At 64.9% G+C, this 26330-nt stretch carries 25 protein-coding genes and 1 pseudogene; 12 read left to right on the forward strand and 14 right to left on the reverse strand.

Features of this window, described 5'->3' with window-relative positions; translation table 11 throughout:
- Positions 1–29: 29 nt before the first annotated feature.
- The 3 genes from CH294_RS12960 to CH294_RS12970 are packed head-to-tail and all read left to right on the forward strand — an operon-like array spanning position 30 to position 3733.
- Positions 30–1259, forward strand: coding sequence for an AGE family epimerase/isomerase (locus CH294_RS12960; RefSeq protein ID WP_094738163.1), 1230 nt, complete (start codon positions 30–32; stop codon positions 1257–1259).
- Between the two features lie 54 nt (positions 1260–1313).
- The gene (locus CH294_RS12965) at positions 1314–2639 is read left to right on the forward strand and encodes a hypothetical protein (RefSeq protein WP_094738164.1); all 1326 of its coding nucleotides are present in this window, start codon (positions 1314–1316) and stop codon (positions 2637–2639) included.
- Positions 2636–3733, forward strand: coding sequence for a hypothetical protein (locus CH294_RS12970; RefSeq protein ID WP_094738398.1), 1098 nt, complete (start codon positions 2636–2638; stop codon positions 3731–3733). Before CH294_RS12965 ends, CH294_RS12970 begins: the two co-directional genes overlap by 4 nt.
- Positions 3734–3736: 3 nt before the next feature.
- Here CH294_RS12970 and CH294_RS12975 read toward each other — a convergent pair whose 3' ends face one another.
- Genes CH294_RS12975 through CH294_RS12990 form a run of 4 tightly spaced genes read right to left on the reverse strand, consistent with a single transcriptional unit; the run spans position 3737 to position 7593 of the window.
- A complete protein-coding gene (locus CH294_RS12975; RefSeq protein ID WP_094738165.1) occupies positions 3737–4564 on the reverse strand; it encodes a fumarylacetoacetate hydrolase family protein in 828 nt (275 codons plus the stop codon).
- 3 nt (positions 4565–4567) lie between these two features.
- Positions 4568–5500: a VOC family protein gene (locus tag CH294_RS12980; RefSeq protein WP_094738166.1), complete on the reverse strand. Its 933-nt coding sequence runs from the start codon at positions 5498–5500 to the stop codon at positions 4568–4570.
- A gap of 1 nt (position 5501) precedes the next feature.
- The gene (locus tag CH294_RS12985; RefSeq protein WP_170944706.1) at positions 5502–6005 is read right to left on the reverse strand and encodes a DUF3237 domain-containing protein; all 504 of its coding nucleotides are present in this window, start codon (positions 6003–6005) and stop codon (positions 5502–5504) included.
- A 1-nt stretch (position 6006) separates the two neighbouring features.
- Positions 6007–7593, reverse strand: coding sequence for an MFS transporter (locus tag CH294_RS12990; RefSeq protein WP_094738168.1), 1587 nt, complete (start codon positions 7591–7593; stop codon positions 6007–6009).
- A gap of 147 nt (positions 7594–7740) precedes the next feature.
- Between CH294_RS12990 and CH294_RS12995 the strand changes: the two genes are divergently transcribed.
- The 4 genes from CH294_RS12995 to CH294_RS13010 are packed head-to-tail and all read left to right on the forward strand — an operon-like array spanning position 7741 to position 13211.
- Positions 7741–8526, forward strand: coding sequence for an IclR family transcriptional regulator (locus tag CH294_RS12995; RefSeq protein WP_094738169.1), 786 nt, complete (start codon positions 7741–7743; stop codon positions 8524–8526).
- 59 nt (positions 8527–8585) lie between these two features.
- Entirely contained in the window at positions 8586–10205 is a 1620-nt protein-coding gene (locus CH294_RS13000) for an FAD-dependent monooxygenase (RefSeq protein WP_249305260.1), read from the forward strand.
- Positions 10198–11721: a carotenoid oxygenase family protein gene (locus CH294_RS13005; protein WP_094738170.1), complete on the forward strand. Its 1524-nt coding sequence runs from the start codon at positions 10198–10200 to the stop codon at positions 11719–11721. The genes CH294_RS13000 and CH294_RS13005 overlap by 8 nt, the downstream gene beginning before the upstream one ends.
- 38 nt (positions 11722–11759) lie before the next feature.
- Positions 11760–13211 (forward strand): aldehyde dehydrogenase family protein, encoded by a 1452-nt coding sequence (locus CH294_RS13010; RefSeq protein ID WP_094738171.1) that lies wholly within the window; start codon positions 11760–11762, stop codon positions 13209–13211.
- A 33-nt stretch (positions 13212–13244) separates the two neighbouring features.
- Here the strand turns inward: CH294_RS13010 and CH294_RS13015 are convergent, their stop codons facing one another.
- Entirely contained in the window at positions 13245–13556 is a 312-nt protein-coding gene (locus tag CH294_RS13015; RefSeq protein ID WP_141216504.1) for a hypothetical protein, read from the reverse strand.
- An 82-nt stretch (positions 13557–13638) separates the two neighbouring features.
- Positions 13639–14172, reverse strand: coding sequence for a CGNR zinc finger domain-containing protein (locus tag CH294_RS13020; protein WP_032404616.1), 534 nt, complete (start codon positions 14170–14172; stop codon positions 13639–13641).
- A 39-nt stretch (positions 14173–14211) separates the two neighbouring features.
- On the opposite strand from CH294_RS13020, the gene CH294_RS13025 reads away from it, so the two are divergent.
- Positions 14212–15213, forward strand: coding sequence for a DMT family transporter (locus CH294_RS13025; protein ID WP_032404617.1), 1002 nt, complete (start codon positions 14212–14214; stop codon positions 15211–15213).
- A 23-nt stretch (positions 15214–15236) separates the two neighbouring features.
- Here CH294_RS13025 and CH294_RS13030 read toward each other — a convergent pair whose 3' ends face one another.
- Positions 15237–15881 carry a TetR/AcrR family transcriptional regulator gene (locus CH294_RS13030; protein ID WP_032404618.1) on the reverse strand — a complete coding sequence of 215 codons (645 nt, stop codon included), beginning with the start codon at positions 15879–15881 and terminating at the stop codon, positions 15237–15239.
- 73 nt (positions 15882–15954) lie between these two features.
- Between CH294_RS13030 and CH294_RS13035 the strand changes: the two genes are divergently transcribed.
- The 3 genes and pseudogenes from CH294_RS13035 to CH294_RS13045 form a co-directional block, all read left to right on the forward strand.
- Complete coding sequence (locus tag CH294_RS13035; RefSeq protein WP_094738173.1) at positions 15955–16821, forward strand: SDR family oxidoreductase; 867 nt, start codon at positions 15955–15957, stop codon at positions 16819–16821.
- A 27-nt stretch (positions 16822–16848) separates the two neighbouring features.
- Positions 16849–18339 (forward strand): NAD(P)/FAD-dependent oxidoreductase, encoded by a 1491-nt coding sequence (locus tag CH294_RS13040; protein ID WP_037149099.1) that lies wholly within the window; start codon positions 16849–16851, stop codon positions 18337–18339.
- Between the two features lie 22 nt (positions 18340–18361).
- Positions 18362–19036 (forward strand): annotated as a pseudogene (locus tag CH294_RS13045) (NAD(P)-binding domain-containing protein); the annotation flags it as partial.
- A gap of 45 nt (positions 19037–19081) precedes the next feature.
- Here the strand turns inward: CH294_RS13045 and CH294_RS13050 are convergent.
- From CH294_RS13050 to CH294_RS13070, 5 genes are all read right to left on the reverse strand, one after another.
- Positions 19082–19363: a protealysin inhibitor emfourin gene (locus tag CH294_RS13050; RefSeq protein WP_052058257.1), complete on the reverse strand. Its 282-nt coding sequence runs from the start codon at positions 19361–19363 to the stop codon at positions 19082–19084.
- Positions 19364–19373: 10 nt separating this feature from the next.
- Complete coding sequence (locus tag CH294_RS13055) at positions 19374–20426, reverse strand: M4 family metallopeptidase (RefSeq protein WP_249305262.1); 1053 nt, start codon at positions 20424–20426, stop codon at positions 19374–19376.
- An 88-nt stretch (positions 20427–20514) separates the two neighbouring features.
- Positions 20515–21264, reverse strand: a complete 750-nt coding sequence (locus CH294_RS13060) for a 5'/3'-nucleotidase SurE (protein ID WP_037149093.1) — start codon at positions 21262–21264, stop codon at positions 20515–20517.
- Positions 21261–22160 (reverse strand): PfkB family carbohydrate kinase, encoded by a 900-nt coding sequence (locus CH294_RS13065; protein WP_249305263.1) that lies wholly within the window; start codon positions 22158–22160, stop codon positions 21261–21263. The genes CH294_RS13060 and CH294_RS13065 overlap by 4 nt, the downstream gene beginning before the upstream one ends.
- Before the next feature lie 121 nt (positions 22161–22281).
- A complete protein-coding gene (locus tag CH294_RS13070) occupies positions 22282–23955 on the reverse strand; it encodes a phospholipase D-like domain-containing protein (protein WP_094738175.1) in 1674 nt (557 codons plus the stop codon).
- A gap of 54 nt (positions 23956–24009) precedes the next feature.
- Here CH294_RS13070 and CH294_RS13075 point away from each other — a divergent pair, with 54 nt between their 5' ends.
- Positions 24010–24858 (forward strand): aldo/keto reductase, encoded by an 849-nt coding sequence (locus CH294_RS13075; RefSeq protein ID WP_094617904.1) that lies wholly within the window; start codon positions 24010–24012, stop codon positions 24856–24858.
- Positions 24859–24929: 71 nt separating this feature from the next.
- Here the strand turns inward: CH294_RS13075 and CH294_RS13080 are convergent, their stop codons facing one another.
- Together CH294_RS13080 and CH294_RS13085 are read right to left on the reverse strand one after the other, a co-directional pair.
- Positions 24930–25568 carry a 3-oxoacid CoA-transferase subunit B gene (locus CH294_RS13080; RefSeq protein ID WP_094738176.1) on the reverse strand — a complete coding sequence of 213 codons (639 nt, stop codon included), beginning with the start codon at positions 25566–25568 and terminating at the stop codon, positions 24930–24932.
- Positions 25565–26326, reverse strand: coding sequence for a CoA transferase subunit A (locus tag CH294_RS13085; RefSeq protein WP_037149076.1), 762 nt, complete (start codon positions 26324–26326; stop codon positions 25565–25567). Before CH294_RS13085 ends, CH294_RS13080 begins: the two co-directional genes overlap by 4 nt.
- Between the last annotated feature and the right edge of the window lie 4 nt (positions 26327–26330).

The following is a 26330-nucleotide window of genomic DNA, read 5'->3' on the forward strand; positions in this document are numbered from 1 at the left end:
GTGCATCGGGCACAGCGCACAATGAACACATGAGCTCCGGACATCGTCGCACTTGGTGGACCCTTCTCTCGCATCAGTTGTGGCTCGACACCGAATCGTCTCGTCTTCTCGATTTCGGAACCTCACTCGACCACCCGGCCGGTGGCGCTGTGTGGTTGGACAATCGAGGGAACCCCGATCTCGATCACCCGGCGCTGACCTACATCACCGCACGGATGGCGCACGTGCACTTCCTGGCGTCGGTCCAGGGGTATCCCGGGTCTCGCAGGAAAGCCGATCGAGTGTTCGACGGCCTACTGACGACGTTGCAGGACAGCACGAACGGCGGGTGGTTCGAGTCCAGCGCCGACGCGACCTCGCCCGATGCTGTCAAGAACGCGTACACGCATGCGTTCGTGGTGCTGGCAGCTTCGGCTGCCGCCGCCGCGGGCCACCCTGATGGTCGGGGTCTTCTCGACGAAGCCCTCGACATCGTGGCCGCACGTTTTTGGGACGAGAACTACGGAATGTGTGCGGACACATGGACTGCCGACTGGACCGAACTCGACGACTACCGCGGAATCAACGCCAACATGCACATGGTCGAAGCGCTGTTGGCTGCCGTCGATGCGGGTGCGCCCACGATCTGGCGTGAACGTGCAGTACGCATCTGTGACAACGTGTGCACGTGGGCTGCGGCCAACGACTGGCGCATTCCGGAACACTTCACCGCAGAATGGATCCCGCAGCTCGAGTACAACAGCGACGACACCGCCAACCAGTTCAAGCCGTACGGGGCGACGGTGGGTCACGGATTCGAGTGGGCACGACTTCTGGTGCAGGCCAGCATGGTTGCGACCAGCGCCAACGGCCACGACTACGTCGAGTCGGCGAAGTCTCTGTATCACCGAGCGGCGCAGGATGGCTGGCAGCCGGGCCCGACCCCGGGGTTCGTGTACACCACCGACTGGTCCGGACGCCCTGTGGTGACCGAGCGACTGCACTGGGTGCTGTGCGAGGCGATCGCCGCCGCCGCGACGCTGGGTCGTCACACCGGAGAAGATCGGTACGACAACGACTATCGCGAATGGTGGGACGTTGCGGCCGACTCCTTCATCGACCGCGTCGGCGGCTCCTGGCACCACGAACTCGATTCCGACAATGTTCCAGCGGCGACGGTGTGGAGCGGCAAACCCGATCTTTATCACGCCGTCCAAGCGACGTGGATCAGTCGATACGCGCCGAGTTCGAGCATGCTGGCGGTGCTGACCACCGGCTGATGTCGAAGAGCGCTACAGCTGAAAAACCTTCCGCTGGGTCTGTATTGTTTCCTCGTGCCCGAAGGAAGAAGATACAACGCCATCATCGACGCATCCGTCATCGTCACGGTCGTGGCCCTCGGGGTCGCTGCGGCGGGTCTGCTTCGATCGCCGGAGTCGGCTGTCGCCGTCAGTGATTCCGAAGTTGTGTCCGAGCCGATCGAGTATCCGGTGGACATCCCGGGGTGCGCGGAGGTCGAGCCGCCACCGTCGGGTGAGGGCGGGGCGTTCATGACGTCGTCGATCGTTCAGGGGTCTCCGTCATATGACAACCCCGACTATCCGTGGCTCACATCGGGCAAAGCCGGTGCAATGTCCGACGCCGTGCTTGCAGCCTTGCCCGGCGATGTGTCAATCAGTTTGGCGACGCCGTCGATGTCACTCGTGTTTCAACCAGTGGAGGATGACGGCGACGATGTTCCGGTGGGACTACAACCCAGCACCGATGCCATGGGCGAGTTGGAAAGGTCTGGTACGTCGGCGTTCGCAAGCATCAGTGTCCGACCCTCTGACGCCGGCGTGCCGGCCTGTGTCGCAGGCGCGCTCGATGCCAGAACCACCCAGTCGGACGGCACGGTCATCGATACCGACGAAAGTTGGTACGAATATGCCGGCGACCGAACGAATTTCCGTACGGCCACCGCATATCACCCGGATGGAACGCAGGTGATCGCGAATCTCACCGGCACGGAGTCGGCCGAACTTCCGCTCGAGTCATCGGAGTTGGCTCGCATCGCAGCGTTGCCGGAGCTGCGTGTCACGGTGCCCGCCCCGGAGGGAAGTGTTGCGCCTCGGCAGGATTGCTATATCGCGGCGCAGGGCTCCGGGACCGAACTCGACGTACGCCCGGAGGCTGTGGCCGCGGCGAACGACGCGTTGGCGGCAGCGTGGCAGGCGATTCCGAACACACCCGCACTGAATCGACCGATCGGGTCCCTCGTTCCCGGCGGATACAGCTCGGGTGTGTGCACCGACCTGAAGGTGGTCGGAACTCGCGTGGGGCTGTACATCTCGGTATCCGGGGGTGTGGAACTTCCGGTGCCACTCGATCCCTACGATCCAGAGTCCGCGTACGGACCCGTCATCGAAACACGAACGTTGCCCGACGGTTCGGTGGTCGAAAGCTATGACGCCGACATCATGAACAGCTTCGTCTCCGAGGACGGCACCACACAGCTCACGCGTTCGGTAACAGTGACACGACCGTCCGGGGTGCAGGTGTCGGTTCGCTCGACGGTTGACCTCGACCCCACCCAGTACGCACCGCTGGTGTTGCCGGAACCACTGTCTTTCGAGGTGCTCGATGCTGTGGCGCAGGCTCCGATTGCGCAGTGGCCATGACCGATTCGCAGAGAAGGTCCACCATTCGCGCCGGAGTTGCGGTGGCTGTTGCCGCCGTATCCGTCGTCGCCGCAGTCGTCGTGGTATCGATGCAGGACGTTCCCGTCGAACAGCCGTCGGACGTCCAGGCTATGACACCGACGTTCTCGGAGGAGACGACAACCACGCAGGCACCGACCGGGCCCATCCTCGACCCGACGTGGCAGATCGACGCGGAGACCGTCTACGGACGCGAGTTCGCCGCATTTCGTTCTCCCGCAGCAAATCTGCAATTCGATTCGAGTGTCGCCGGGGTGATCGACGCCGGTGATGTTCTCGTCACTGCCGCGGGACTGCCGAATCCTCGTTCGTATTCCGTGGATTCGATCGAGTTCGTGGCGATCGATGCCGAGGGCGGCGATGTCCGCTGGAAGAAGTCACCCGGCAATGTCGACCAGTGCGCAAGCGAGCGCATGGGCAACGACATCGTCTGTCTGGATTCGTATTCCGACGTCCCGTCGATCGTGAGGATCGGCGTGGACGACGGGGAGGCACGGAGAACGCCGATCCCCGAAGCCTGGTTCCCGTACGCCATCGAGAGCGACGGGCAGTCCGTCTTTCTGCTCGAGGGCAACCCCGAAGACGGCGAATCGGTGCTGCACGGGGGTTCCATCGATGCCCTCGATCGGATGTGGTCGCGCCCGATCACGTCCTTCGCGGGCTGGGACGGCGTCGAGGGCCCGCTGATTCACGTGTCCGACGGACGAGGCCTTGTCACCCTCGGCGGTGAGGCCACATTCTTCGATCCCCGTACCGGAACGCCGCTCGACGGTCTCGAATTGACCTCCGACGCAACCGTCGTCGACGCAGGCGGTGCGGACGTGTGGACGCTGCGCGACCCGTACGCGTCCGAGACGACCGTCGGCAACACCGCTTATTCGTTCGAGGAGAACGCGCTCGTGGCCACCACGGAATCGAACGACGTGCGGTGGCGATGGCCACTGCCCGAACGGTCCGACGGATTCACTGAGTCGGGTTCGATCGTCGAGACCGCGTCGGGGGTGTTCTTCCTCGGAACCGATTCGATGGTGCGTCTCGAATCGGTTCCGACCTGAAGTTCAGATCTTCTCGGCCACCAGTAGGTTCTCGACGGTGCCGATCGAGTCGATTTCGACGGATACCTGATCGCCCGGCTTCAACAGCAGCTGCGGCTTACGGCGATATCCGACGCCACCGGGTGTGCCGGTGAGGATGACATCACCGGGCTCGAGGGTGGTGAACGTGGAGATGGTCGCGATCAGGTTCGGCACCGTGAACAGCAATTGCGAGAGATCCGATTCCTGTACCTTCTCGCCGTTGACGACGGTACGAATGCCGCAGCTCGCGAGGTCCACCTCGCCGGGGCAGACGATGCTGGGGCCGAGGGGAGTGCTTGAGTCCCATGCCTTTCCCTGCATCCACTGGTGCGTCTTGTACTGGAAGTCACGCATCGTGATGTCGTTGGCGACGGTGTAACCCAGAACGTGATCGAGCGCGTTCTCCTCGGTGATGCGTCGGCCGGTGCGTCCGATGATCACCGCCATCTCGCCCTCGTAATCCACCTCGGAGCTCTCCGGCGGTACGGCGATATCGTCGTAGGCCCCGATCAGGCTGGAGGCGTACTTGGGGAACATGACCGGGTACGTAGGGAACTCGCGTCCTGTCTCGGCGATGTGGTCGCGGTAGTTCAGACCGACACAGATCACTCGGGCCGGGTCGGTGACTGCGGGGAGAACGCGCACGTCGGCGATCGGTAGGCGCTCCCCGGTCAGTCGATCCGCGCCGGCAAGTGCCCCGAGCGAACTGGAACGTCCGATCGCGGCAATGCCCTGCAGCGGAATCAGTGCATCGCCGTCGACCTCGCCGACCCCGCGAATTCCGTTGTGCTCGTAGCTGATGTAGGCCATCTGTCAGATCTCGCTCTCACTCGTCTTGCGCCAGCTCGCCAGCTGTCCGCCCCATAGATTCACCGATGCGGGTACCGGACGCCACTGCCGCGTCACGTACGTGGCTCGGTCGTCGTGGAACTTCTCCATCTCGGCCGAGAGCTCGATGTGGTTGCCTGCGGGATCGTCGAAGAAGACGAACAGGTTGTTGCCGGGGCCATGACGTCCCGGGCCCCAGACGACGTCGACGCCGATCTCGGTGAGACGATCGCACCAGGACTTGAAGTCCTCCCACTCGGCGAGGTCGTAGGAGTAGTGGTCGAGATCGCCGGGTTTGCCGTTCTCGACGACGGCCAGGGTGTGGTGATCGCGGTCGCTGCGAAGCCACGCGAACTTGCCGTCCTCGAGCTGATCGGAGATACGGAACCCGACGGTGTCGACGAAGAACGAGACCATCTGCGCCACGTTGTCGGTGCCGAGAGTGGTGTGCTGGAACTTGATCGGACGTCGTCCTGGATCGGCAGCGTTCTCGCCCTGCCGCTGCACGGCTCCGTGGAAATGCACGGTGGTTCCGTCGGGATCCACCACCGAGATGCCCGACGGTACCCCGACCGCATGGTCGAGCACGGAGGGGTCCAGCTCGGTGACGGGGTGGCCTGCGTCGACGAGTCTCTTGGCTATACCGTCGAGGCCGTCGACATCGCGTACCTCGAAGCCGTAGTGAGACAGTCCTTTCGGACCCTCGGTCAGGTCGAGAACGTGGTGACCGAGGCCCCAGCCGAGGCGCAGGCCGCCGCCCGCGAGTTCTCCCTGCACCGTCAGACCGACGGTGCGGCCGTAGAAGTCGGCGGTGGCGGCGACGTCGGGAACGGTGAAACCGATGTGCGAGACCGCGGTGCGTCGCAGCGTGCCCACGGCACCGCCTTCCTGCAGTCGGTTCCGGGTGGGAGTGGTCATGTCAGTGATCCGCCTTTCGGAGCGTCGATGGGGTGGGAACGGGGGCGTCGGTGTAGACGGTGATCCGAACCTGGTCGCCGCGGTTCGGTGGCAGGAGTTGACCGAGGAACACGCTGTGGTTCAACCAGTTCCATTCTGGGTCGGCCACCTCGAATCGAGGGTTGGTGGAGCAGTACCAGCGGTCGAGGTCGGCACCGCCGCCGGAGAAGATGCGCTCCATGGTGGCGTCGTCCTGGGTGCCCCAGCCCTCGTTGGTGACCATGATGGGCACGTTGTCGTCGGTGACGATCGTGTAGCGGGCCCACAGATGGGTGACGCCGTCGGTACGCACGAGGTTCCAGTCCGCACCGCCGGGCAGGATCGTTCCGGATCCGGCGGGTCCCTGGAATCGGCCGCCGGTGATCGGTATGACCCGACGCATTCCGTGCGGGGTGGACCCGATGACCACGGGAGGAGCCAGTTCGACGTCGAGGGTGAAGACGTGATTCATAGTGGGCTTGGACATCTCACTCACCTGCCGGCAGCAGTCGCCCGGCCGCAGGTGAGGCTGCCGCGTCGATCGGGGCCGCATCGAGGCCCTTCGGGGCTCCGCCGGGGATGACGAGGGCGATGAGCGCAGCCAGGACGGTGGCTCCGGCACAGACGTAGATGCCGATGTCCAGGCCGGTCTCGAGAGCCGTACGGGCAAGCGGTGCAACCAGATCGGAGATCGGGCCGAGATCGGCGTTGGCCACCGCCAACGGTCCACCCTGCTCGGCGACGCCGGAGGCCACGCCCACCGCCTCGGGAGGGAGGGAACCGTCGGACAGGTTGGAGGTGAGGGTGGCTCCGGCAACTCCGAAGGCCACGGCGCTGACGATCGCGGGGCCGAGGCTCTGGCCGGTTTCGCGAACGAGACTGGTGACCGCGCTGGCCATTCCGGCGTAATCGATGGCGACGGCTCCGACGGCGACGGCCGTCAGTGCGGTGAACATGGTGATGAAGCCGGTGCCGAGCAGCAGGATCGGGCCGGTCATCGCGAGCAGTGAGGTGGAGTCGCCGGGTAGCTGAGCCATCCATATCTGACCGATGGCCAGTGCCGACAGTCCGGTGACCAGCAGCGTGCGGGCCGCGACGCGCATCAACAGGCGTGGGAGCAACGGCGTGAGGAGCAGGGGTACGGCTTGGATGAGGGCGAACGGTAGCGCGGCCTGCAGCGGGCTGACGTGGAGGATCGCTTCGAGTTTCACACTGAGCGCGTAGGCGGTTCCGATGAAGCCGAACATCGCGAGCAATCCGATCAGGGCGGCCGCCGCGAAGGCCGGCGTACGGAACAGCGCGAGGTTCAGCATCGGGGTGCGGGCTCGCTGCTCACTGACCACGAACGCGGCAAACGATGTGACAGCAAGAAGGAATGCGCCCACGATGACGGGGCTCGAGTAGCCGTCCACGGAGCCCTGGATCACGGCGTACAGCAGGGCGAGCAACGCGACGGCGATGGTGATCTGGCCGGGCCAGTCGAGTCCGCGTCCGGCGGGATGACGCGAGTCGACGATCACCGCGGCGCTGACCGCGGCGGTGACGAGACCCAGAACGGCGGGAATGGCGAACGACCAGCCCCAGCTGAAGTGTTCGGCCGCGAAGCCGCTGATCAGCGGTGCGATCATGGCACCGAACGCCAGGCTGACTGCCCAGAGAGACAGCGCGCGGGCTCGCTCCTGACGTTCGGGGGTTGCCGAGACCAGCATCGCCAGTGACGTGGGAAAGATTGCGGCAGCACCGAGTCCGGCGATGGCCTGCCCGGCGATCAGTTGCGTCAGAGTTCCCGAGGTTCCGGCGACGACGTCTCCGACGAAGACGAGCACACCACCCCAGACGAGCAGCCTCTTGCGGCCGAACATGTCGCCCAGCACGCCGAAGTTGAGCTCGAGTATGGCGGTGGGAAGGATGAACGCGGCCGGGATCCAGGCCAGCGCCGCAGCACTCGCTCCGAGGTCGCGTTGGATCACGCCGAGAATGGGCGCTGCGAGCGAGACGCCCATCTGGGCGACGCCGATCGCGAGGCAGCAGGCGATCAGCGTGCCGCGATCCAGCGTGGGTTGGGTGGTTTTCATGAGTTCCTCGTTCGGAGGCCGTGTCCTGTAATGCAGGACGACTGTTGTCTATTACAGGACAGTGTTCATGGCCTGGATCACAGCTGTCAAGGGTGAAGATTCATTTGATGACACAGCAGTCCTGACAATCAGAACTAGGATGGCGGCATGGCACAGGAGACGAGTGGATACAGAGAACGCAACAGCACGGCCGACCGTGCGCTGATAATCCTGGGAATGTTCACCGAGGATCGCCTGCAGATCAGTGCGAACGACGTCGCCGAGGCCCTCGGCAGTGCCCGCTCCACGGCGTACCGATATCTGCAGACGTTGGTCGGCGCATCGTTTCTCGAGGAGGCTCCCAATGGGGGCTTTCGGTTGGGTGTCGCAGTACTCGAGCTTGCTCGATTGGCCCGGCGCGGTTACGGATTGACGACGATCGCCCAACCGGTGATGCGTGAACTGGCCGACGAGGTGGGGGAAACCGTGTTGCTCACCAGGCTCGTCGACGACACGGCCGTGTGCATCGAGCGGTGTGAGGGAGCCAAGCAACTGGTGCGTCTGAGCTACGAGCGCGGGAGCCGGCTGCCCATCAACGCCGGCGCATCGGCATTGACGCTGTTGGCCTGGCTGCCGGAGAAGGAGATTCGCTCCATTCTGGGGCGGCACGATCTGCAACGCTTCACCGATCGAACACTGACCGACGTCGATCGTCTTGTCGACCGCCTCGAGCGCATCCGCACTACCGGCTACGGCGTGACCGTCGCCGAGGTGGACCCGGATGCGATGGGAATCGCCGCTCCCATCTTCGACGAGTCCGGTTCGGTGGCAGCTGCATTGAGCATCGTCGCGATCAGGCGTCGCGTCCCGGAGGACCGGACCGACGTGCTCGTCACCGCAGTGCGGGCCGCGGCGCAGACTCTGTCGACGAGATTGGCCGTCGTCAGCTCGTAGTGTGTCCTATTTTATGGGACACCATTCCTATTTAACGTGATGCGCGCTACCTTGGGGGTGTGGACACGAGATTCGACACCCTCTACGACGTAGCGATCTGCGGTGCCGGTCCGGTCGGGATGACCGCGGGCCTGCTGCTCGCTGCACGAGGGCTCCGCGTCATCGTTCTCGAGCGGCGCTCGACGACGAGCGACGAACCCAAAGCGATCAGCATCGACGACGAGGCACTGCGCACCTATCAGCAGGCAGGCGTCATCGATAGAATCCTGCCGATCGTCCTGCCCGGCACCGGAACCCGTTACTACGGCCTCGATGACGAACCGCTGTTCCACGGCGGCGCGGAGAGCGCCTACCGACTGGGCTACCCCTTCAAGAACCCGTTCGCGCAACCGGATCTCGAGCGTGTGCTGGCCGGGGCGCTGCATACGGCGCGCAATGTCACCGTTCGGTTCGACACCGAGGTCACGTCGATCGTGCAGGACGCGGACGCCGTGGCCATCGAAGCGGGCGGACGGACCGTGCGAGCCCGTTATCTCCTCGGAAGCGACGGCGGACGATCGACCGTCCGAAACCTGCTCGGTATCGGCATGATCGGACGCAGCCACCCGGAACTGTGGTTGGTGGTCGACACGCTCGGCGACCCCCACACCGAGCGCTACGGTATGCACCACGCCGATCCGAGCAGGCCGCACGTGGTGGTGCCCGGTCTCGGTGGCCGCTGTCGATACGAATTCCGCCTGTTCGAGGGGGAGGGCACAGCCACCGACGCGCCACCGTTCGAACTCATCGAAAGACTCGTCTCGCGCTACCGGCCGATCACACCCGATCAAGTCGAACGAGCCGTCAACTACCGATTCCACGGTCTCGTAGCCGATCGATGGCAGCTGGGGCGCTGCTTCCTGCTCGGCGACGCCGCACACATGATGCCGCCGTTCGCCGGTCAGGGTCTGAACTCCGGCATTCGCGACGCCGCGAACCTGGCGTGGAAGTTGGCAGGCGTGCTCGACGGTTGCCTGCACGAAAGTGTGCTGGCCACATACCGATCCGAGCGTGGCCCGCATGCCGCCGCGGTGGTTCGCGCATCCGAGCGGTTGGGCCGCGTGGTGATGACGACCAATCCTCGTATCGCGGCCAGGCGCGACGAGTTGGTCCGAGCCGCATTGGCCACCGACAACGGGCGACGCTGGTTCGAGACCATGGCCTACCGCCCTCCGTACCGATTCTCCGACGGACTCGTGCTCCCCGGCGACGACACCGGGAGCGCGATCGGGCAACCTCGGGCCTTCGACTCGGCGACCCGAACCATCCGCCCGCTCGACGAGATCCTCGGAACCGGTTGGGCGCTGGTGGGAGTCGACGTGCACGACACGGCGGATTGGACGCACGCTCGCAATATCGCGCGCGGCCTGCATGCGGTCGAGGCCGCCGTGCCCACCGATCGCACGGTACCGAGAATCGACGGCATCAACGTTCTACTCGATGTCGACGGCCGGCTGGACGACGAGATGCGCACGTACACCGGAAGATTCGTTCTCATCCGGCCCGACCGCTTCGTCGCGGCCGTGTGGCATCCGCACGATGGTGACGACGTTCGAGCCGCAGTGGCGTCGTGGACCGGATGTTCCCCGAGCCCTTCCGAACTGTCCGACATCGAGACGAAAGGCATCAGCTATGCGTGAACTACCCACCCCTCTCCCGACAACACTGGTCCGGCGCACCGCGCCACCGACTCCTCGGCACGAGGCGGACGTCGACTGGAACACGTCCAACAAGTTCCTGAACGGGCCGTTCGCGCCGTGGCACGAGGAGACCGAGGCATTCGACCTCGAGGTCATCGGGAAACTCCCCGACGACCTCGCCGGCGCGCTGTTCCGAATAGCCGACAATCCACGCTTCGAGCCACTCGACACCGACCGTTACCACTGGTGGGAGGGCGATGGCGGAGTCGCGGGCACCTACATCCGCGACGGCAAGGCGTCGTTCCGGATGAAGTGGGTGCACACCGACACCATGAAGGTCGAGGTCGAGGCCGGGGAAGCGCTGTACAGCGGTTTCGTCAACGGCTCGGGCAAAGCCAGGCGGGATCTGCCCGTGGGCGCGCCGCCGTCCAAGAGTGTCGCCAACACCAACGTCGGCCTGTTCGCCGACCATCTGCTGGTGTATTACGAAGGCGGACTTCCGCATTCGATGCACCCCGAAACCCTCGAAACGCAGGGCACGTACGATTTCGGTGGCGCACTCGACATCCTGTGCACGGCGCATTACAAGATCGAACCGTCGACGGGCAACATGCTCTTCTACTCCGCCATCGGGCCGAATCTGACGTGGTACGAGGCCGATACCAGCGGCACCGTCGTCGATACCGTCACTTTCGACATGGGTTGTCCGGCAATGGTGCACGATTACATCGTGAGCGAACACCTCGCGATCTTCCTCATCTCGCCCAACCAGTTCCGCCTCGACCGCATCATGGCGGGGCGGCCGGGTGTGCTCTGGGACGAATCGGCTACACCGAACGGCAGCCGGTTCGCCGTCCTCGACCGGCGCACCCACGAGGTGACCTGGTACGACACCGGCCTGATGCTGGCCCCGACACACTTCTTCAACGCGCACGAAACTGCCACAGGAATCGTGGTGGATCTGCACGTCATCGCGCGTCTGGGCAATCCGGCCGACGACTCGGACGAGCCGATCGACTCGCACTCCTGGTTTCCACCTGCGATGGCCTGGCGGTTCGTGCTCGATACCGCGACCAGGACGACCACCCAGCACATGCACAGCGGGGTGGCGGGTGAATTCCCGAAGATCAACGACGCGTGGCTGGGCAAGGAGAATCGCTTCGGTTACTTCGCCACCACCCGTGATCTGTCGCCGCTGACCCTGACGGATGGGCTTGCGCGCCATGACTTCTCCACCGGCCAGACGATCGTGCTCGAAGGGCCCGACGGGTTGACCAGCCCCAGCGAACCGGTATTCGTCCAGCGTCGAGGAGCGAGCGCCGAGAACGATGGATATCTGCTGACCCTGTGGTGGAATCCGGCGACCGGCCTGTCCGAGCTACTGGTTCACGAGGCCGACGCGTTCACCCGCGAACCTCTTGCACGCGTCAAGCTTCCCGTCCGAGTTCCGTTCGCGTTCCATGGATCCTGGGCCGAGGCCGAGGTGCTCGACGCAGCGATCGCAGCCCAGGGATAACGAAAAAAGAACACCGAGAAAGAAAGAGCAGGACTGACATGGCGAACACACTGGCGTGGACGGCGAAGATATTCGACGGCGGATGGGTGGACGGCGGGGGTGGAACCCTCGACGTGACCGCGCCGTCCGACGGGTCGGTCGTGGCCACCGTCGGTGCCGCCGACGTCGCCGATCTCGATCGGGCTGTCGCGAAAGCTGCACGCGCGCAGAGAGAATGGGCCGCCATTCCCTACCCCGAGCGGGCGTCGGTCATGACGAAGGCTGCGGCGCTTCTCGCGGAAAGCCCCGAGCGTCTGACGCGGTGGTTGATCCCCGAATCGGGATCCAGTCACGGCAAGGCGGGGGCCGAGGTCGGCTTGGTTCTTGCCGAATTGTCCGAGGCGGCCACTCTGGCGTCGCAGCCGTACGGGCAGGTGCTGCGCAGCGCGAAGTCACGCTTCTCGGTGGGTCGTTACGTTCCGATGGGCGTCATCGGCGTGATCAGCCCGTTCAACTTCCCAGCGGTACTGTCGATGCGGTCGGTCGCGCCTGCTCTGGCCGTCGGCAACGCCGTCGTTCTCAAACCCGATCCGCGAACGCCGATTTCGGGTGGGCTTGTCCTCGCCGAGATCTTCGCCGAAGCGGGCCTGCCGGACGGTCTGTTGCACGTACTGCCCTCGGGTGCCGATGTGGGAGCGGCTCTCGTCTCGCACCCCGACGTCCCGTGCATCTCCTTCACCGGATCCACAGCGGCCGGCCGCCGAATCGCGGAAGCCGCTGCGCCGCTCCTCAAGAAGGTCCACCTCGAACTCGGCGGAAACAACGCGTTCCTCGTGCTGCCCGATGCAGACATCGAGGCCGCTGCATCGGCGGGCGCGTGGGGTTCGTTCCTGCACCAGGGACAGATCTGCATGGCGTCGGGTCGGCATCTCGTTCCCGAGCATCTCGCCGAGCAGTACACGGCGGAGCTCGCGAAGATCGCCGCACGCATCACTGTCGGAGATCCGACCGACCCGTCGAATGCGTTGGGGCCCATCATCGACGAGAACCAGTTGAAGCGAGTCGACAGCATCGTGCAGGCCACGGTGACGGCCGGTGCCGAACTGGCGTCAGGCGGTACGTTCGACGGTCTCCACTACCGGCCGACCGTGCTCGGCAACGTGCCGAAGGATTCGCCGGCGTTCACCGAGGAAATCTTCGGCCCGGTCGCCCCGATCACCACCTACCGGACCGTCGACGAAGCCATCGACATCATCAATTCCTCGGAATACGGTCTGTCCGTTGCGATCGTCACTGCAAATCCGTTCGCGGCGTACGAGTTGTCGGACCGAATCCGTTCCGGCGCAGTGCACATCAACGATCAGACGGTCGACGACGAGGCGGTTGCCCCGTTCGGTGGCGTCAAGGCCTCGGGTTCGGGCGGGCACTTCGGCACCACCGTCAACCTCGACACCTTCTGCGACCTGCAGTGGGTCACGATGCAGTCGGACATCCAGAAGTATCCGTTCTGATCGACCTGGCCGGGCGAACCCACACCCATAGCGCTAGTCGCGGTGCGGGGTTCGCTCACCGGTGTTCGGGTCGACGTCGAACAATTGGTCGGTGCTGTCGGGTGCGTAGACGACCGTGTCGATTTCACGAGCGCGGCGTCGGGCACCGTCTCGAACGGCGAAGAACGCGGCACCGAACAGCACGACGACGGTGACACCGGCAACGATGGCCCACCCTTCGAAGCCGCCCGCCAAGGCGGCGATCAGACCGCCTGCGGCCGCGATTCCAGCGAAAATCAGGATGACGGCCAACATGTTCTCGACCGCACGTGCCCAGCTTGTCTTGGAAGGCCTTTTCTCGACCATGGGGGATGTTCCTCTCGCTAAGTTCCATCCCCGGATACCCGGAAGTCCGTCGACTATGCCGTCGGCCTTGCGAAGCGCTCCGCTACTGGGCCTTACGTGCGCGGTAGGCGGCAACTGCCGCTCGGTTGCCGCAGGTCGTGCTGCAGAACCGGCGTGAGCGGTTGCGTGAGAGATCGAGAACCAACCCGTTGCAGTCCGGATCTGCACAGACGTCGAAGCGGGACAGCTCGTCGGCGCGGATGACGTCGATCATCGCCATCGCAGTTTCGACAACGATGCGGGTGGCGAGCGGACTGTCGTCGGCCACAGCGTGAACGTGCCAGTCGAGGTCTCCGTGGCGGACCAGTCGCGGCAGGGCCGAGGACTCGGCCAGCAGTCGGTTGACCTCGACCACGGCGTCTTCGCGGCTGCTGGTGAGCAGAGCGCGCAGGGTCGGCCGTAATGCCCTCACCGCCTCGAGCTCGGCGTCGTCGCCGTCGAAGCGGCCGGAGTAGCCCTGCTCGGTGAAGAACTCGGCCAGCTCGTTGCGTGTGGTCAACGTGTCCGGATCCTCGGCGGAATTGACCAATGCCACGGCGGACAGAAGCGACAGTTCTGCGTCATGAGCAAAAAGCATGTTGACACCTTACCAAGTCGGTCTCTACTGTCACATGTCATGACGGCTTACACTCATGACACGACGGTGGACCTCGCGGCCACGCATGACGCTGCTGCGCGCTCGCGCCGGCTTTCGGGGCTCGGGTTCGCGTTGCTCTCGGCCGCGTCGTTCGGGCTCTCCGGTTCGCTGGCCACGGGATTGCTCGATGCCGGCTGGACTGCAGGCGCAGCGGTGACCGCGCGCATCCTGCTCGCCGCCGCGGTCTTGCTGATTCCGTCGATCCTGGCGCTGCGTGGACGCTGGAGCTTGCTGGCCAAGAACTGGAAGCTGATCGCGGCGTACGGAGCGTTCGCGGTCGCCGGCTGCCAGCTCGCGTTCTTCAACGCGGTCGGGCGTATGGAAGTGGGTGTGGCGCTGCTCATCGAATTCACCTCGCCGGTGGCCGTCATCGGGTGGATGTGGTTCCGCCATCACCAACGCCCCGGCCGCTCGACCCTGGTGGGCGCGCTGTTGGCCGCAATGGGTCTGGTGCTCGTGCTCGACCTGATCTCCGGTGCCGACGTCGACACCGTCGGCGTGCTGTGGGCGCTCGGCGCGATGGCCGGTGCAGCCGTCTACTGGGTGCTCTCCGCCGACGAGACCAACGGACTTCCGCCGATCGTGCTCGCAGGCGGAGGCTTGCTCACGGGCGGGCTGATCCTGCTCGTCGCCGGACTCGTCGGCATCGTGCCGTTCGCAGCCCCGCTGACCGACGTCACCTTCGTCGATGCCGTCGTTCCGTGGTGGGTTCCGATCGTCGGGCTCGGAGTGGTGACGGCAGCGCTTGCCTACGTCCTCGGGATCGCAGCAGGTCGACGTCTCGGTTCGCGGTTGGCGTCGTTCATGGGTTTGATGGAAGTTGTTGCGGCACTGGTGTTCGCATGGCTGCTACTCGGTCAAGCGCCGGCGCCGATCCAACTCGCCGGTGGCGCGCTGATCCTGCTCGGTGTAGTCGTCGTCAAATCCGGCGAACGATCCACCGCGGATGCCCCGGTGGAGCCGCTGCAGAGCAGAGCCTGAGCTTTCTGGCTCCGACCCTGCCGCTAGCCGTCGACGCGTCCGAACACCACCGCGGCCAGGATGGTGTGGGCGCTCGCGATCACGGATTCGAGAGGTTCGCGTTCGGGGGACAGCAACCATTGCTGAGCAATGGTGAGGACCGCGCCGACGAGTCCCATCGCCAATGTTCGACGGTTCGGCCCGGCCAGGCCGCGGCTGGCCCCGACGGTCTCGGCCACCTGTAGCACCGTCGTGGAGAACGAGGTGGTGGTCTTGCGGTACAGCGCGTCGACGGTAGGGGACACGCCGAGGATTTCCACGAAGGCAATGCGAGCCGATTTCGGCTGCTCGGCTACGAACGTGAAGAAGCCGGTGAGTGCCCCTCTGAGCACCTGTTCGCTGGAATCCCGCTCTGCGGCTGCTCCGACGAGGATGCTCTCGCGCATCGCGTCGGTCGCCCGGGCGTAGGTGGCCATCAACAAGTCCTCGCTGTTGGTGAAGGACTCGTAGAAATAGCGCTTGGTCAGCCCGGCCTCGTTGCACACCTTCTCCACGGTCGCCGTCCGGTATCCGGTGGTGCCGAATACTTCGACGGCTGCGTCGAGCAGGCGGATCCGACGCTCCTGTTGCCGCTGCTGCGGATCGGCACCTCGGTAGGTGCGGCCGACTTCACTGTGATGGATGGTCACACACAGATCTTGACACCGCTCGGTATCAGATGCAAAGTGTTCGCAGACAAGCATTCGGATCGAGGGGGAGCACATGGCGGCGTCGACGCTACGGAACAAGGTGGTTCTGATCACCGGAGCAGCACGGGGAATCGGTGCCGCCACTGCGCGCGACCTGGCCGGCAAAGGTGCCCGGCTGGTCCTCGTCGACGTCGACGAGGCCCCGCTGCGAGAGCTGGCGACGCAGCTGAAGGCCGAGGCGTTCGTCGCCGACGTCCGAAATCTGGACGACATGCAGCGCGCCGTCGACGGCGGGATCGAGGCGTTCGGAGGCATCGATCTGGTGCTCGCCAACGCAGGAATCGCCAGCTACGGCTCGATCATGCAGGTGGACCCGGCCACGTTCCAACGCGTCATGGACATCAACGTGATCGGCGTGTTCAACACCGTCCGCGCTGCGTTGCCGTCGTTGATCGAACGCAACGGCTACATCCTCGTCGTCTCCTCGCTGGCCGCGTTCACCCCCTGCCCCGGTCTGGCGGCCTACAACGCGAGCAAGGCTGCGGCCGAGCATTTCGCGAATGCGCTTCGGCTGGAGGTCAATTACCGGGGTGTGGACGTCGGCTCGGCTCACATGGCGTGGATCGACACCCCGATGGTGCAGGACGCCAAATCCGATCTCACGGCATTCCAGGACTTGCTTGCGGTACTGCCCGGCCCCCTCGGCAAGACAATGACCGTCGAGCAGTGCGTCGACGCCTTCGTCGACGGCCTGGCCAAGCGCAAGCGTCGCGTGTACGTACCGCGCTGGGTGGGTGCAGCGTCCTGGTTCAAGGCCGTCATCACCTCGCGCGTCGGCGATCGCAGCATGCTGGCGCACGTGCCGACCATCCTGCCCAAGATGGACGAAGAAGTAGCTCGCCTCGGTAGGTCCGAGAGCGCTCGCAACAAGACCAGCTGACCCCCCACCGAAGGAATCGTTGCTGATATGACTGCCGTACTGACTACCCCCGAGGTCGATGTCCTCATCATCGGTGCCGGCCTGTCCGGTATCGGGGCCGCGCGTCACCTCGGGCACGATCTGCCCGGGAAGACGTACACCATCCTGGAAAGCCGCGGCGCGATCGGTGGCACGTGGGATCTGTTCCGTTACCCCGGTATTCGGTCCGATTCCGACATGTACACCCTCGGCTACAGCTTCAAACCGTGGATGGGTGAGAAGTCCATCGCCGACGGCACCGACATCCGCAACTACATCGTCGAGACTGCTCGAGAAGCAGGCGTCGACAAGCACATTCGGTACCACCACAAGGTGATTGCCCTCGAATGGTCGTCCGAGCAGCAGTTCTGGACGGTGACTGCGCAGCGTAGCGACACGGACGAGACCGTCACGATCACCGCGTCGTTCGTGTTCTCCTGCAGTGGTTACTACAACTACGACAAGGGATTCAGTCCCGAATTCGCCGGCCAGGAGAACTTCGGTGGTCAGGTGATCCACCCGCAGCACTGGCCCGAGGATCTGGACTACGCGGGCAAGAAGATCGTCGTCATCGGCAGTGGCGCAACGGCGATCACGTTGGCACCCAATCTCGCTCGCGATGCCGAGCACGTGACCCTGCTGCAGCGCTCGCCGAGCTACATCCTCTCGCTGCCGTCCAAGGACCCGATTGCGCAGGCATTGCGGAAGCGACTGCCGAAGAAGTTGGCGTACAGCGTGACTCGACTCAAGAACGTGTCGATGGCCATGTTGATCTTCACCTTGAGTCAGAAGTACCCGGAGTTCATGAAGAAGCGGATCCGGAAGCTCCAGGAGGGGTGGTTGCCCAAGGGATACGACCTCGACACCCACTTCACCCCGTCCTACAACCCGTGGGATCAGCGGCTGTGCCTGGTGCCCGACAACGATCTGTTCCGCTCGATCCGCAAGGACGAGGTCTCGATCGTCACCGATCACATCGACAGCTTCACCGAGACCGGCCTGAAGCTGAAGTCCGGGCAGCACCTCGACGCCGATATCGTGGTCACTGCAACGGGATTGAACCTGTCCGCACTCGGCGGCGCGACGTTCCGTGTCGACGGTAGAGACGTGGATCTGCCCAGCACCATGGCGTACAAGGGCATGATGCTCACCGGCATCCCCAACTTCGCTTTTGTGGTCGGATACACCAACGCGTCGTGGACGCTGAAGGCCGACATGGTCTCGAACTACGTCATGCGACTGCTCGCGCACATGGACGAGAACGGATACAGCACCGTCGAGCTCGAACGCGATCCGTCCGTCGACGAAGAACCGTTTCTCGATTTCGCCGCCGGTTACGTGCTGCGGGCCGTGGACAATTTCCCGAGGCAGGGCAGCGAAACTCCGTGGAAGCTGCGGATGAACTACTTCCGTGACCTGCCGGTTCTGCGGTACGGCAAGCTCGTGGACAAGGCGATGAAGTTCGGGCGGCCCCGCTCGAAGGTCGCGGTCGGTTCCTGACGGGAATAGATCCCGTCCGGGATCGTTTGTTCCGGACATGAAAATTGGCATCATCGGAAGTGGACAGATCGGCGGCACGCTCACGCGCCGACTCGCAGCACTCGGTCACGAGGTTCGGTTCTCCAACTCGCGTGATCCGGAGACTCTCGCCGACCTGGCGGCGGAAACCGGAGCGACCGCGGTGTGGGCCGCGGATGCCGCGGAGGATGCCGACCTCGTCATTCTGAGCATCCCGCAGAAGAACGTTCCGGATCTCGCTCCAGGAATCACCAGTGCTCGCAAGCCCGGAGCGCCGATCATCGAGACGAACAACTACTACCCGCAGCAGCGCGACGGGCTGATCGAGGAGATCGAAGGCGGAACACCCGAAAGTGTCTGGGTCGCCCAACAACTCGGTGAGCCGGTGATCAAGGCCTTCAACGGAATTTGGTACAAGCACTTGCTCGAGAAGGGCGTACCGGCCGGGACCGACCGGCGCATCGCGCTTCCGATCGCAGGCAACGACGCAGACTCGAAGAAGTTCGTGTTCTCGGTCATCGACGAGCTCGGCTTCGACCCGGTCGATGCCGGAACCCTCGAAGAGTCCTGGCGACAGCAGCCGGGTTCGCCGGTCTACGGCAAGGACTTCGGAGTCGACGCCACCGTCGAGGCACTGAGCAAGGCAACCGAAGAACGCAGCGAGGAGTGGAAGGCCTGACAGCTGGGCTGACTACAGGTCTGTGTCGACTACAACTGCCTTGAACTACCTGACGCGGCCCTCGCGGAGTGTGCGCTCCGCGAGGTCGCGTAAGGGCCCGGTCAGGGCAGAATCCCCGACTCGGCACGAATGCTCGCCCACCGACACGCTCCAGACGAATGTGTCGCGGGCGTTGGACTCGGCCGCGTCGGTGGCCTGCTGATCGGCAAGGTACGGCTGCGCGGCCTCGACCAACGACTGCCATTCCGGCTCGTCGGTCTCGACGACGCCACGCTTGGACATTCCAGCGACGCCGCCGGTTCGTAGTACCTCGATGCGCAGGCTCATCTGCCCTCGATCACACCCGATCGTCGTTCGGCTTCGGTATGGGCTCGACCCCGGTTGTCTTCACCCCCACGGTAGACCAACCCGAGGCCACAGCCTCGGCAACGTCGGACCCGGCTCCGAATCGCTTGTTCGCCGCCGCGAGTGTTGCGGCGGCAAAGCCGGCGAAGTCCACTGTCGGTGCGAGTCCGCCGACGGTCATCGTGTCGAACCAGACCTGCCCGACGCGGTCCCACGCCGGACCTCCCAGGGTGGTCGCGGCAACGGCGAACGCCCGGTTGGGAATACCCGAATTGATGTGCACCCCGCCCTCGTCCTCGGTGGTGACGACAAAATCGTCCATACTCGCCGGCTGCGGATCCTTGCCCAACACATCGTCGTCGTAGGCGGTGCCGGGCTCGAGCAGCGAGCGCAGAGCCTTCCCCTGAACGGCGGGAAGGAACAGACCTTCACCGATCAGCCACGACGCGTCCTCGGCGTTCTGCTTCGCGGTGTACTGCTCGACGAGTGCGCCGAAGACGTCGGAGATCGACTCGTTCAGTGCGCCGGCCTGGTCCTTGTACTCGAGCGGAGTGGTGTACTGCGTGAACCCGTGCGCGAGCTCGTGCGCGATGACGCCGAGTGAGACGGTGAATCGAGCGAACACCTCGCCGTCACCGTCGCCGAACACCATGCGCGAGCCGTCCCAGAACGCGTTGTCGTAGTCCTGGCCGTAGTGCACCGTCGCGTCGAGGGGCAGTCCACTGCCGTCGAGACTCGAGTAGCCGTAGACCTCGTCGAAGAACGCGTAGGTCGCGCCGAGACCGTCGTATGCCTCGTCGGTCGCGGCATCGCCGGTGGGATCCTCACCCTCGGCGCGAACCTGCTGGCCCGGGAGGTCGCGAGTCGATTTCGCGTCGGAGATCGTGCGTTCGAGTGTGCCGCCGGTCCGCGGCGCGATGGCGGTACGTGCCTGGACGACTTCTCGCCCCTCCCGCATCTCACGGTCGGCGAGCAGCGTGGCGCGGGCACCGGCTCCCTGGAGCCGTTCGAGCAGAAACGGTGGAACTACAGAATGGAACGTCACGCGGTGACCCCCTAGGTCCGTGGCATATGTGGTGATGTGTTCCAGTGTGCCCGAGGGCACCGACAATTCTCGTTCCTCGGCGCAGAGCTCACTCGCACATCGTCGACAGATCGACGCGGTCCACCTCGCTCGGGGGACGCAGTGCGGTGACGGTCGCCCAGTTCCGGGCCAGTAGGGAGGCGTCGGAATCGTCGTCCTCGGCTCGGATCGCGTCGAACCGGACGGTGACGAAATCTTCTCCGCGGTCTCCTATTTCGGCCTGTACCGCGCCGTAGCGAGCCAGTGACGCTGGGACGATTCCGGCGAAGTCGGCGAGGGGAACGTCGGGAATGTTGACGTTGACCACGGCATCGACCGTCAGGTGCGCGACCATCCATGTCACGGCCAGGTGTGCGACGTGTTCGGCGGTCTCCCAATGCGACGGCCGAGTGGCGAGCGACGACAACGCCATGGCAGGAACCCCGTGCGTCAGGGCAGTCAGCGCCGCACCCACCGTTCCCGAATGCAGAATGGCAGCACCGGTATTGGGGCCGTGGTTGATACCCGAGAGCACGAGGTCCGGCACGTCGCCGAAGGCCCCCCTCGTGGCGACGAACGCGATGAGGGCAGGCGAGGCCTGCACCGCATAGGCCGTCACATCGGGTAGCCCGTCGATCTCGGTCATCTCGATACCGAGGTGGTCGTCGACGCCCATTCCCGTCAACGAAGCGCTGGCACCACTGCGCTCCTCGTGGGGCGCGGCCACCACGACGTCGAGGCCGGCATCGAGGGCGACCCGTGCCAGCAGGGCGATGCCTGCGCTGTGCACGCCGTCGTCATTGGTGATCAGGGCTCTCATTTCTTGCCCGCCTTGCTGTACGGACGCACGTCCACCGATTCGGTCAGCCCGAGTACCAGATCTTTTCGGCCGCTACCGAGGCCGCGGCGGGTGACGTTGGCGGTGCCCGCGCCTCCGCCCAGCCGCAGCGACTCCTGCATCGACATTCCCTGGGCGATTCCGGCGGCGATTCCGGCGCTCATCGAATCGCCTGCGCCGTGGTGGTCGACCATCTGCAGACCCGGGGTGACGATCTCGAGTACGTCGCCCTCCACCAGAGCCAACGCCGGGTCCCCTGCTCGTGAGATCACGACGACCTCGGCACCGGCATCGTGCATCTTTCGCATCGAGTCGATCAGGTGCTTCGGGTCTTCGGACTCGGCACCGCCGTCGGCGATGAGATCCTCGTGACTGACCTTGAGCACCGTGAGACCGCCGGTGAGAGCGGCCTGCATCGTCGGTCCCGACAGGTCGGCTACCACCGGCACATCGAGCGCGCGTAGGTCCGCGCACAGCCGCTCGTACACCTCGGCCGGCACGATGTCGTCGGCATGCGGACCGCCGAGGATCGCGACGTCGCTGCGGGCACCGGTGGCGAGCGCGGCACCGAACAGATCGTCGAGCGCGTGCCTGGCCAGCGGCGGTGGGTCCACCGTGGCCAGTACCTCACGCTTTCCGCTGCGGCGATCGTGCACGTAGGAGCCACTTTCCTGGCCGATATCGATGGAGACGACGGAGATGCCCTCACTCTCGACGATGCCGCGCAGCACGGCACCGATCTCGCCGCCGAAGACCCCGGCGAGCGTGACATCGAGTCCGAGCACCGACGCCATTCGCGCGATCCAGTGACCCTGACCGCCCGCGTGGACGTGCAGTTCGGTACTGCCGTTCGGGGCGGCGTCGAGAGTGACCGTCAACAGTGGAGACGGTGCGAAGACGAGGGCAGTGGGTGTACGAGAGGAGGAAGGCACCGATCGCGAATGCCCGATTTGTCAGGTCCGAAACGGATAGAGCGGGAAGGGTCGGTCGAAGAAGTCTTCAGAATCGACGACGCAGGCGCATCCCGATGGGGCGTCCGTCCGGGTCGACGAACAAGCGGTAGGCGAGTGCGGCGAGTCGCTGTTGCCAGACGGGCGGCACCGAGATCTCGTGCCTGCGCAGTCGGCCGACGGGCCGGGACTTCGCTGACGGGTTGCGATGCCAGTTGTCGAGAGCGGTCGCGCTGGCCGAGACCACATCGAAGAACTGCTGCGGGTCGACGAGGTCTGCGTCGTCGCCGTCGGCCCGTCCCAGGTGCTCGCGGATCAGTTCGAGTCTCAGGTTCCGTGCGTGGGTTCTGGCACCGTCGCCGAGGCCTGCCGGGTCCAACGGCGCCCGATCGTCGCGCTGCTCGTCGACGATGGCCGCGGTCAGCTCCGAATCATGGGTCCAGGAGCGGCGATTGAAGTTGTCCGATCCCACCGCGGTCCACACGTCGTCGATGATGCAGACCTTCGAGTGCACGTATACCGGTATGCCACGGTCGTTTTCGATGTCGAGTACCAGAACGCGGTCGCCGCCGGCCGCGCGGATGACCCCGAGTGCCGCCGAGTGTCCCAGCAGCGCAGAGGGAATGGTCAAGTTGCTGTCATCGTCGAGGTGCTTGGGGACCACCACCACCAACTTCAGGTTCGGCTTCCGGCGCAATGCCGCGGCGAAGACGCGAGCGACGTCGACCGACCACAGATATTGATCCTCGATGTAGATCAGCTCGGTGGCCCTGTCGAGAGCTTTGGCGTACGCGCGGGCCGCGCTGCGCTCGCCCTTCGTGGCGAACGGGTAGGCGGGGCGCCGGCGGGGGTAGGTACGCAACAGCTGCACCGAGCACGTGCCCAGGGGCTCCGGGGGTGCCGCCGCGGGAGGGAGTTCCGACGGCTCGCGCGTGACTCCGCGTAGCAGGTCGGGTATCGCGTGCCATGGCAAACGGGAGAGAGCGGCCGGATCTTCCCAGCGTTCGCGGAAGACGTCTTCCACGTCCCGCACCGCCGGGCCTTCGATCTGCACCTGCACGTCGTGCCACGCGGGAATCTCGCCGTACTCGGGCGGGAAGGGACGTGAGACAGGATCGCCGAAGTGATCGGCGTCATCGCGTCGGGCACGGGCCAGGTCGATGCCACCGACGAACGCGACGTCGGGCAGATCTTTCCTGCCGTACCGCACGACCACGAACTTCTGATGGTGGCTGCCCAGCGTCAGCACGCGCTGGTCGAGGATGACCTCGCCGCCCGCCTCCTCCAGCCGCAGTGCGAGCTTGCGGTTCTTCGGACCGGTGAAACCGAGGGTCTCCATGTGGGAGCGCCACACCATGCCCTTGACGATGCCACCGCGGTGCGCGACGGCGGCCAGGGCATCTTCGACGGTCACGCCGTCGTCGGTGAGCAGCTGCTCCGGGTCGCCGCGCCAATCGGTGAAGAGCACCAGATCGTCGCGCTCGGTCTGCTCGAGGGCTCCTGCGAGTGCAGCGAAGTAGGTCTTGCCGTGCACCAGATTTTCGACGCGGTTGCCCTCGGTCCACGCCGAAATACGGGTGTCGTCGTTGCCCCGCTCGGGCGCGGTGAGAAACCACGGGTGCGCGGGGTCGAAGTGGCGCTCGGGGGCAATCAGAGCGGAGGTGGACCGGCCGAACTTCTCGGCAACTCCGTCTACGATGCGCCGGATGCGCTGCACTATCACGCACGCATCATTTCACCCGGTTTGAAGGCGAGAGTGGGCGGGCACCCCGGCGATATGACTCAGGTACCCAACGTCACGCTCAGAAACGGCAAGCAGATTCCCCAGCTCGGCTTCGGCGTCTTCCAGATCGACCCGGAGGAGACCGCGAAGGCCGTCGAAACGGCGCTCGAGATCGGCTACCGACACATCGACACCGCCGAGATGTACGGCAACGAGAAGCAGGTCGGCGAGGGCATCCGTAACTCCGGAATCGATCGCGAATCGGTCTTCGTCACCAGCAAGCTCAACAACGGCTTTCACCGGCCCGACGACGCGCGCAAGGCATTCGACAAGACGCTCAGCGACCTCGGAACCGACTACGTGGACCTCTTCCTCATCCACTGGCCCCTACCCACTCGCTACGACGGTGATTTCGTATCCACGTGGAAGACGTTGGAGGAGTTCGCAGCCGACGGCCGCGCCCGCAACATCGGTGTCTCCAACTTCCAGCCCGCCCACCTCGATCGCCTTGCGCAGGAGACCGATACGGTCCCTGCGGTGAACCAGATCGAGGTGCACCCGTACTTCGTCAACAACGACGTATGGGCCTACGGCCGTGAGCACGCCATCCCCACCGAAGCGTGGTCGCCGATCGCTCAGGGCAACGTCCTCGACGACGCGGAACTGCAGCGAATCGCCGATGCGGCAGGCAAATCCGTTGCGCAGGTGGTGCTCCGCTGGCACATTCAGCGCGGCAACATCATCTTCCCGAAGTCGGTGACGCCGGAGAGGGTCAAGGCCAACTTCGAGATCTTCGACTTCGAGCTCAGCTCCGCCGATGTCGACGCCATCACGGCTCTCGACAAGGGTGAGCAGGGTCGTACCGGACCGAATCCGGATACGTTCGACATGATTCCGGACTAGCACGTAACACTGTGGGCCCGAACGTCTTCGGATGTTCGGGCCCACAGTGTTTCGGGCCAACAGTCGTTCGTTCAGCTTTTCAGAGTCGATCCGGTTGCGGCGGTGACCTGCTCGGCGGTCACGCCCGGTGCCAGTTCCACCAGCTCGAGGGTGCCGTCGCCGACGACGTCGATGACGGCGAGGTTGGTGATGATGCGATCGACGACGCCCTGGCCGGTGAGAGGCAGAGTGCAGGCGTCGAGAATCTTGGGATTGCCGTCGCGGTCGGTGTGTTCCATGACGACAATGACGCGTCGGGCACCGTGTACGAGGTCCATCGCGCCGCCCATGCCCTTGACCATCTTGCCGGGCACCATCCAGTTGGCGAGGTCACCGGTTCTGGAGACCTGCATGCCGCCGAGCACCGCCGTGTCGATGTGGCCGCCGCGGATCATTCCGAAGCTCAGCGACGAATCGAAGTATGCTGCACCGGGATTGACGGTGACGGTCTCCTTGCCCGCATTGATGAGGTTGGCGTCGACCTTGTCCTCGGTGGGGTAGGGTCCGGTGCCCAGGATGCCGTTCTCGGAGTGCAGGGTCACCTTGACGTCGTCGGTCAGGTATCCCGGGATGAGCGTCGGCAGTCCGATGCCGAGGTTGACGTATTCGCCGTCGATCATCTCCGCTGCGGCGCGTTCGGCCATCTGATCGCGGGTCCATCCTGCACTCATGCTCGCACTCCTGAACTGACGGTGCGCTTTTCGATGCGCTTGTCCTGTGGCCCGGTGTGTACGACGCGTTGGACGAACACGCCGGGCAGATGTACGTGGGCTGGGTCGATCTCGCCCGGCTCCACGAGGTTCTCGACCTGCGCGATGGTGATCTTGCCGGCCATCGCAGCGAGAGGATTGAAGTTCATCGCGGTCTTGTCGAACACGAGATTGCCTGCCGTATCACCTGTTTCGGCGTGCACCAGAGCGAAGTCGGCATTGATCGACTCTTCGAGTACGTACCGCTTGTCGCCGAACACTCGCGTTTCCTTGGGCGGCGATGCGATGGATACCGAGCCGTCGGCGTTGTAGCGCCACGGCATTCCGCCGTCGGCGATAGGGCTGCCGACCCCGGCGGGGGTGAAGAATGCGGGAACGCCGTTGCCGCCGGCGCGAAGTCGTTCGGCGAGGGTGCCCTGAGGGGTCAGTTCGACCTCGAGTTCGCCGGCGAGGTACTGCCGGGCGAACTCCTTGTTCTCTCCGACGTACGAGGCGGTGACCCGGCGAATACGTCCCGCTGCCAGCAGGATTCCGAGTCCGTAGCCGTCGACGCCGCAGTTGTTGGAGAACACCTCCAGCTCGTCGGCGTCGGTGTTCGCGATGGCCTCGATGAGAGCGTCCGGGATACCGCACAGCCCGAAGCCGCCGACCGCGATGGTCGCCCCACGGCCGATGTCCGCGACCGCGTCGGCAGCGGACGCGTAGGTCTTTCCTGTCACAAGA

Origin of the sequence: Rhodococcus sp. 14-2483-1-1 (genome assembly GCF_002259335.1) — a bacterium.
Lineage (GTDB): Bacteria > Actinomycetota > Actinomycetes > Mycobacteriales > Mycobacteriaceae > Rhodococcoides.

What these genes read in the sequence shown, in the direction of transcription:
- CH294_RS13025 (WP_032404617.1), top strand. Translation starts at nt 14,212, where the DNA reads ATGACGGCTTACACTCATGACACGACGGTGGACCTCGCGGCCACGCAT.
- CH294_RS13020 (WP_032404616.1), bottom strand. Translation starts at nt 14,172, where the DNA reads ATGCTTTTTGCTCATGACGCAGAACTGTCGCTTCTGTCCGCCGTGGCA.
- CH294_RS13080 (WP_094738176.1), bottom strand. Translation starts at nt 25,568, where the DNA reads ATGAGTGCAGGATGGACCCGCGATCAGATGGCCGAACGCGCCGCAGCG.
- CH294_RS12990 (WP_094738168.1), bottom strand. Translation starts at nt 7,593, where the DNA reads ATGAAAACCACCCAACCCACGCTGGATCGCGGCACGCTGATCGCCTGC.
- CH294_RS12975 (WP_094738165.1), bottom strand. Translation starts at nt 4,564, where the DNA reads ATGGCCTACATCAGCTACGAGCACAACGGAATTCGCGGGGTCGGCGAG.
- CH294_RS12960 (WP_094738163.1), top strand. Translation starts at nt 30, where the DNA reads ATGAGCTCCGGACATCGTCGCACTTGGTGGACCCTTCTCTCGCATCAG.
- CH294_RS13010 (WP_094738171.1), top strand. Translation starts at nt 11,760, where the DNA reads ATGGCGAACACACTGGCGTGGACGGCGAAGATATTCGACGGCGGATGG.
- CH294_RS13015 (WP_141216504.1), bottom strand. Translation starts at nt 13,556, where the DNA reads ATGGTCGAGAAAAGGCCTTCCAAGACAAGCTGGGCACGTGCGGTCGAG.
- CH294_RS12985 (WP_170944706.1), bottom strand. Translation starts at nt 6,005, where the DNA reads ATGTCCAAGCCCACTATGAATCACGTCTTCACCCTCGACGTCGAACTG.
- CH294_RS12970 (WP_094738398.1), top strand. Translation starts at nt 2,636, where the DNA reads ATGACCGATTCGCAGAGAAGGTCCACCATTCGCGCCGGAGTTGCGGTG.
- CH294_RS12980 (WP_094738166.1), bottom strand. Translation starts at nt 5,500, where the DNA reads ATGACCACTCCCACCCGGAACCGACTGCAGGAAGGCGGTGCCGTGGGC.
- CH294_RS13050 (WP_052058257.1), bottom strand. Translation starts at nt 19,363, where the DNA reads ATGAGCCTGCGCATCGAGGTACTACGAACCGGCGGCGTCGCTGGAATG.
- CH294_RS13060 (WP_037149093.1), bottom strand. Translation starts at nt 21,264, where the DNA reads ATGAGAGCCCTGATCACCAATGACGACGGCGTGCACAGCGCAGGCATC.
- CH294_RS13035 (WP_094738173.1), top strand. Translation starts at nt 15,955, where the DNA reads ATGGCGGCGTCGACGCTACGGAACAAGGTGGTTCTGATCACCGGAGCA.
- CH294_RS13075 (WP_094617904.1), top strand. Translation starts at nt 24,010, where the DNA reads ATGACTCAGGTACCCAACGTCACGCTCAGAAACGGCAAGCAGATTCCC.
- CH294_RS12995 (WP_094738169.1), top strand. Translation starts at nt 7,741, where the DNA reads ATGGCACAGGAGACGAGTGGATACAGAGAACGCAACAGCACGGCCGAC.
- CH294_RS13040 (WP_037149099.1), top strand. Translation starts at nt 16,849, where the DNA reads ATGACTGCCGTACTGACTACCCCCGAGGTCGATGTCCTCATCATCGGT.
- CH294_RS13005 (WP_094738170.1), top strand. Translation starts at nt 10,198, where the DNA reads ATGCGTGAACTACCCACCCCTCTCCCGACAACACTGGTCCGGCGCACC.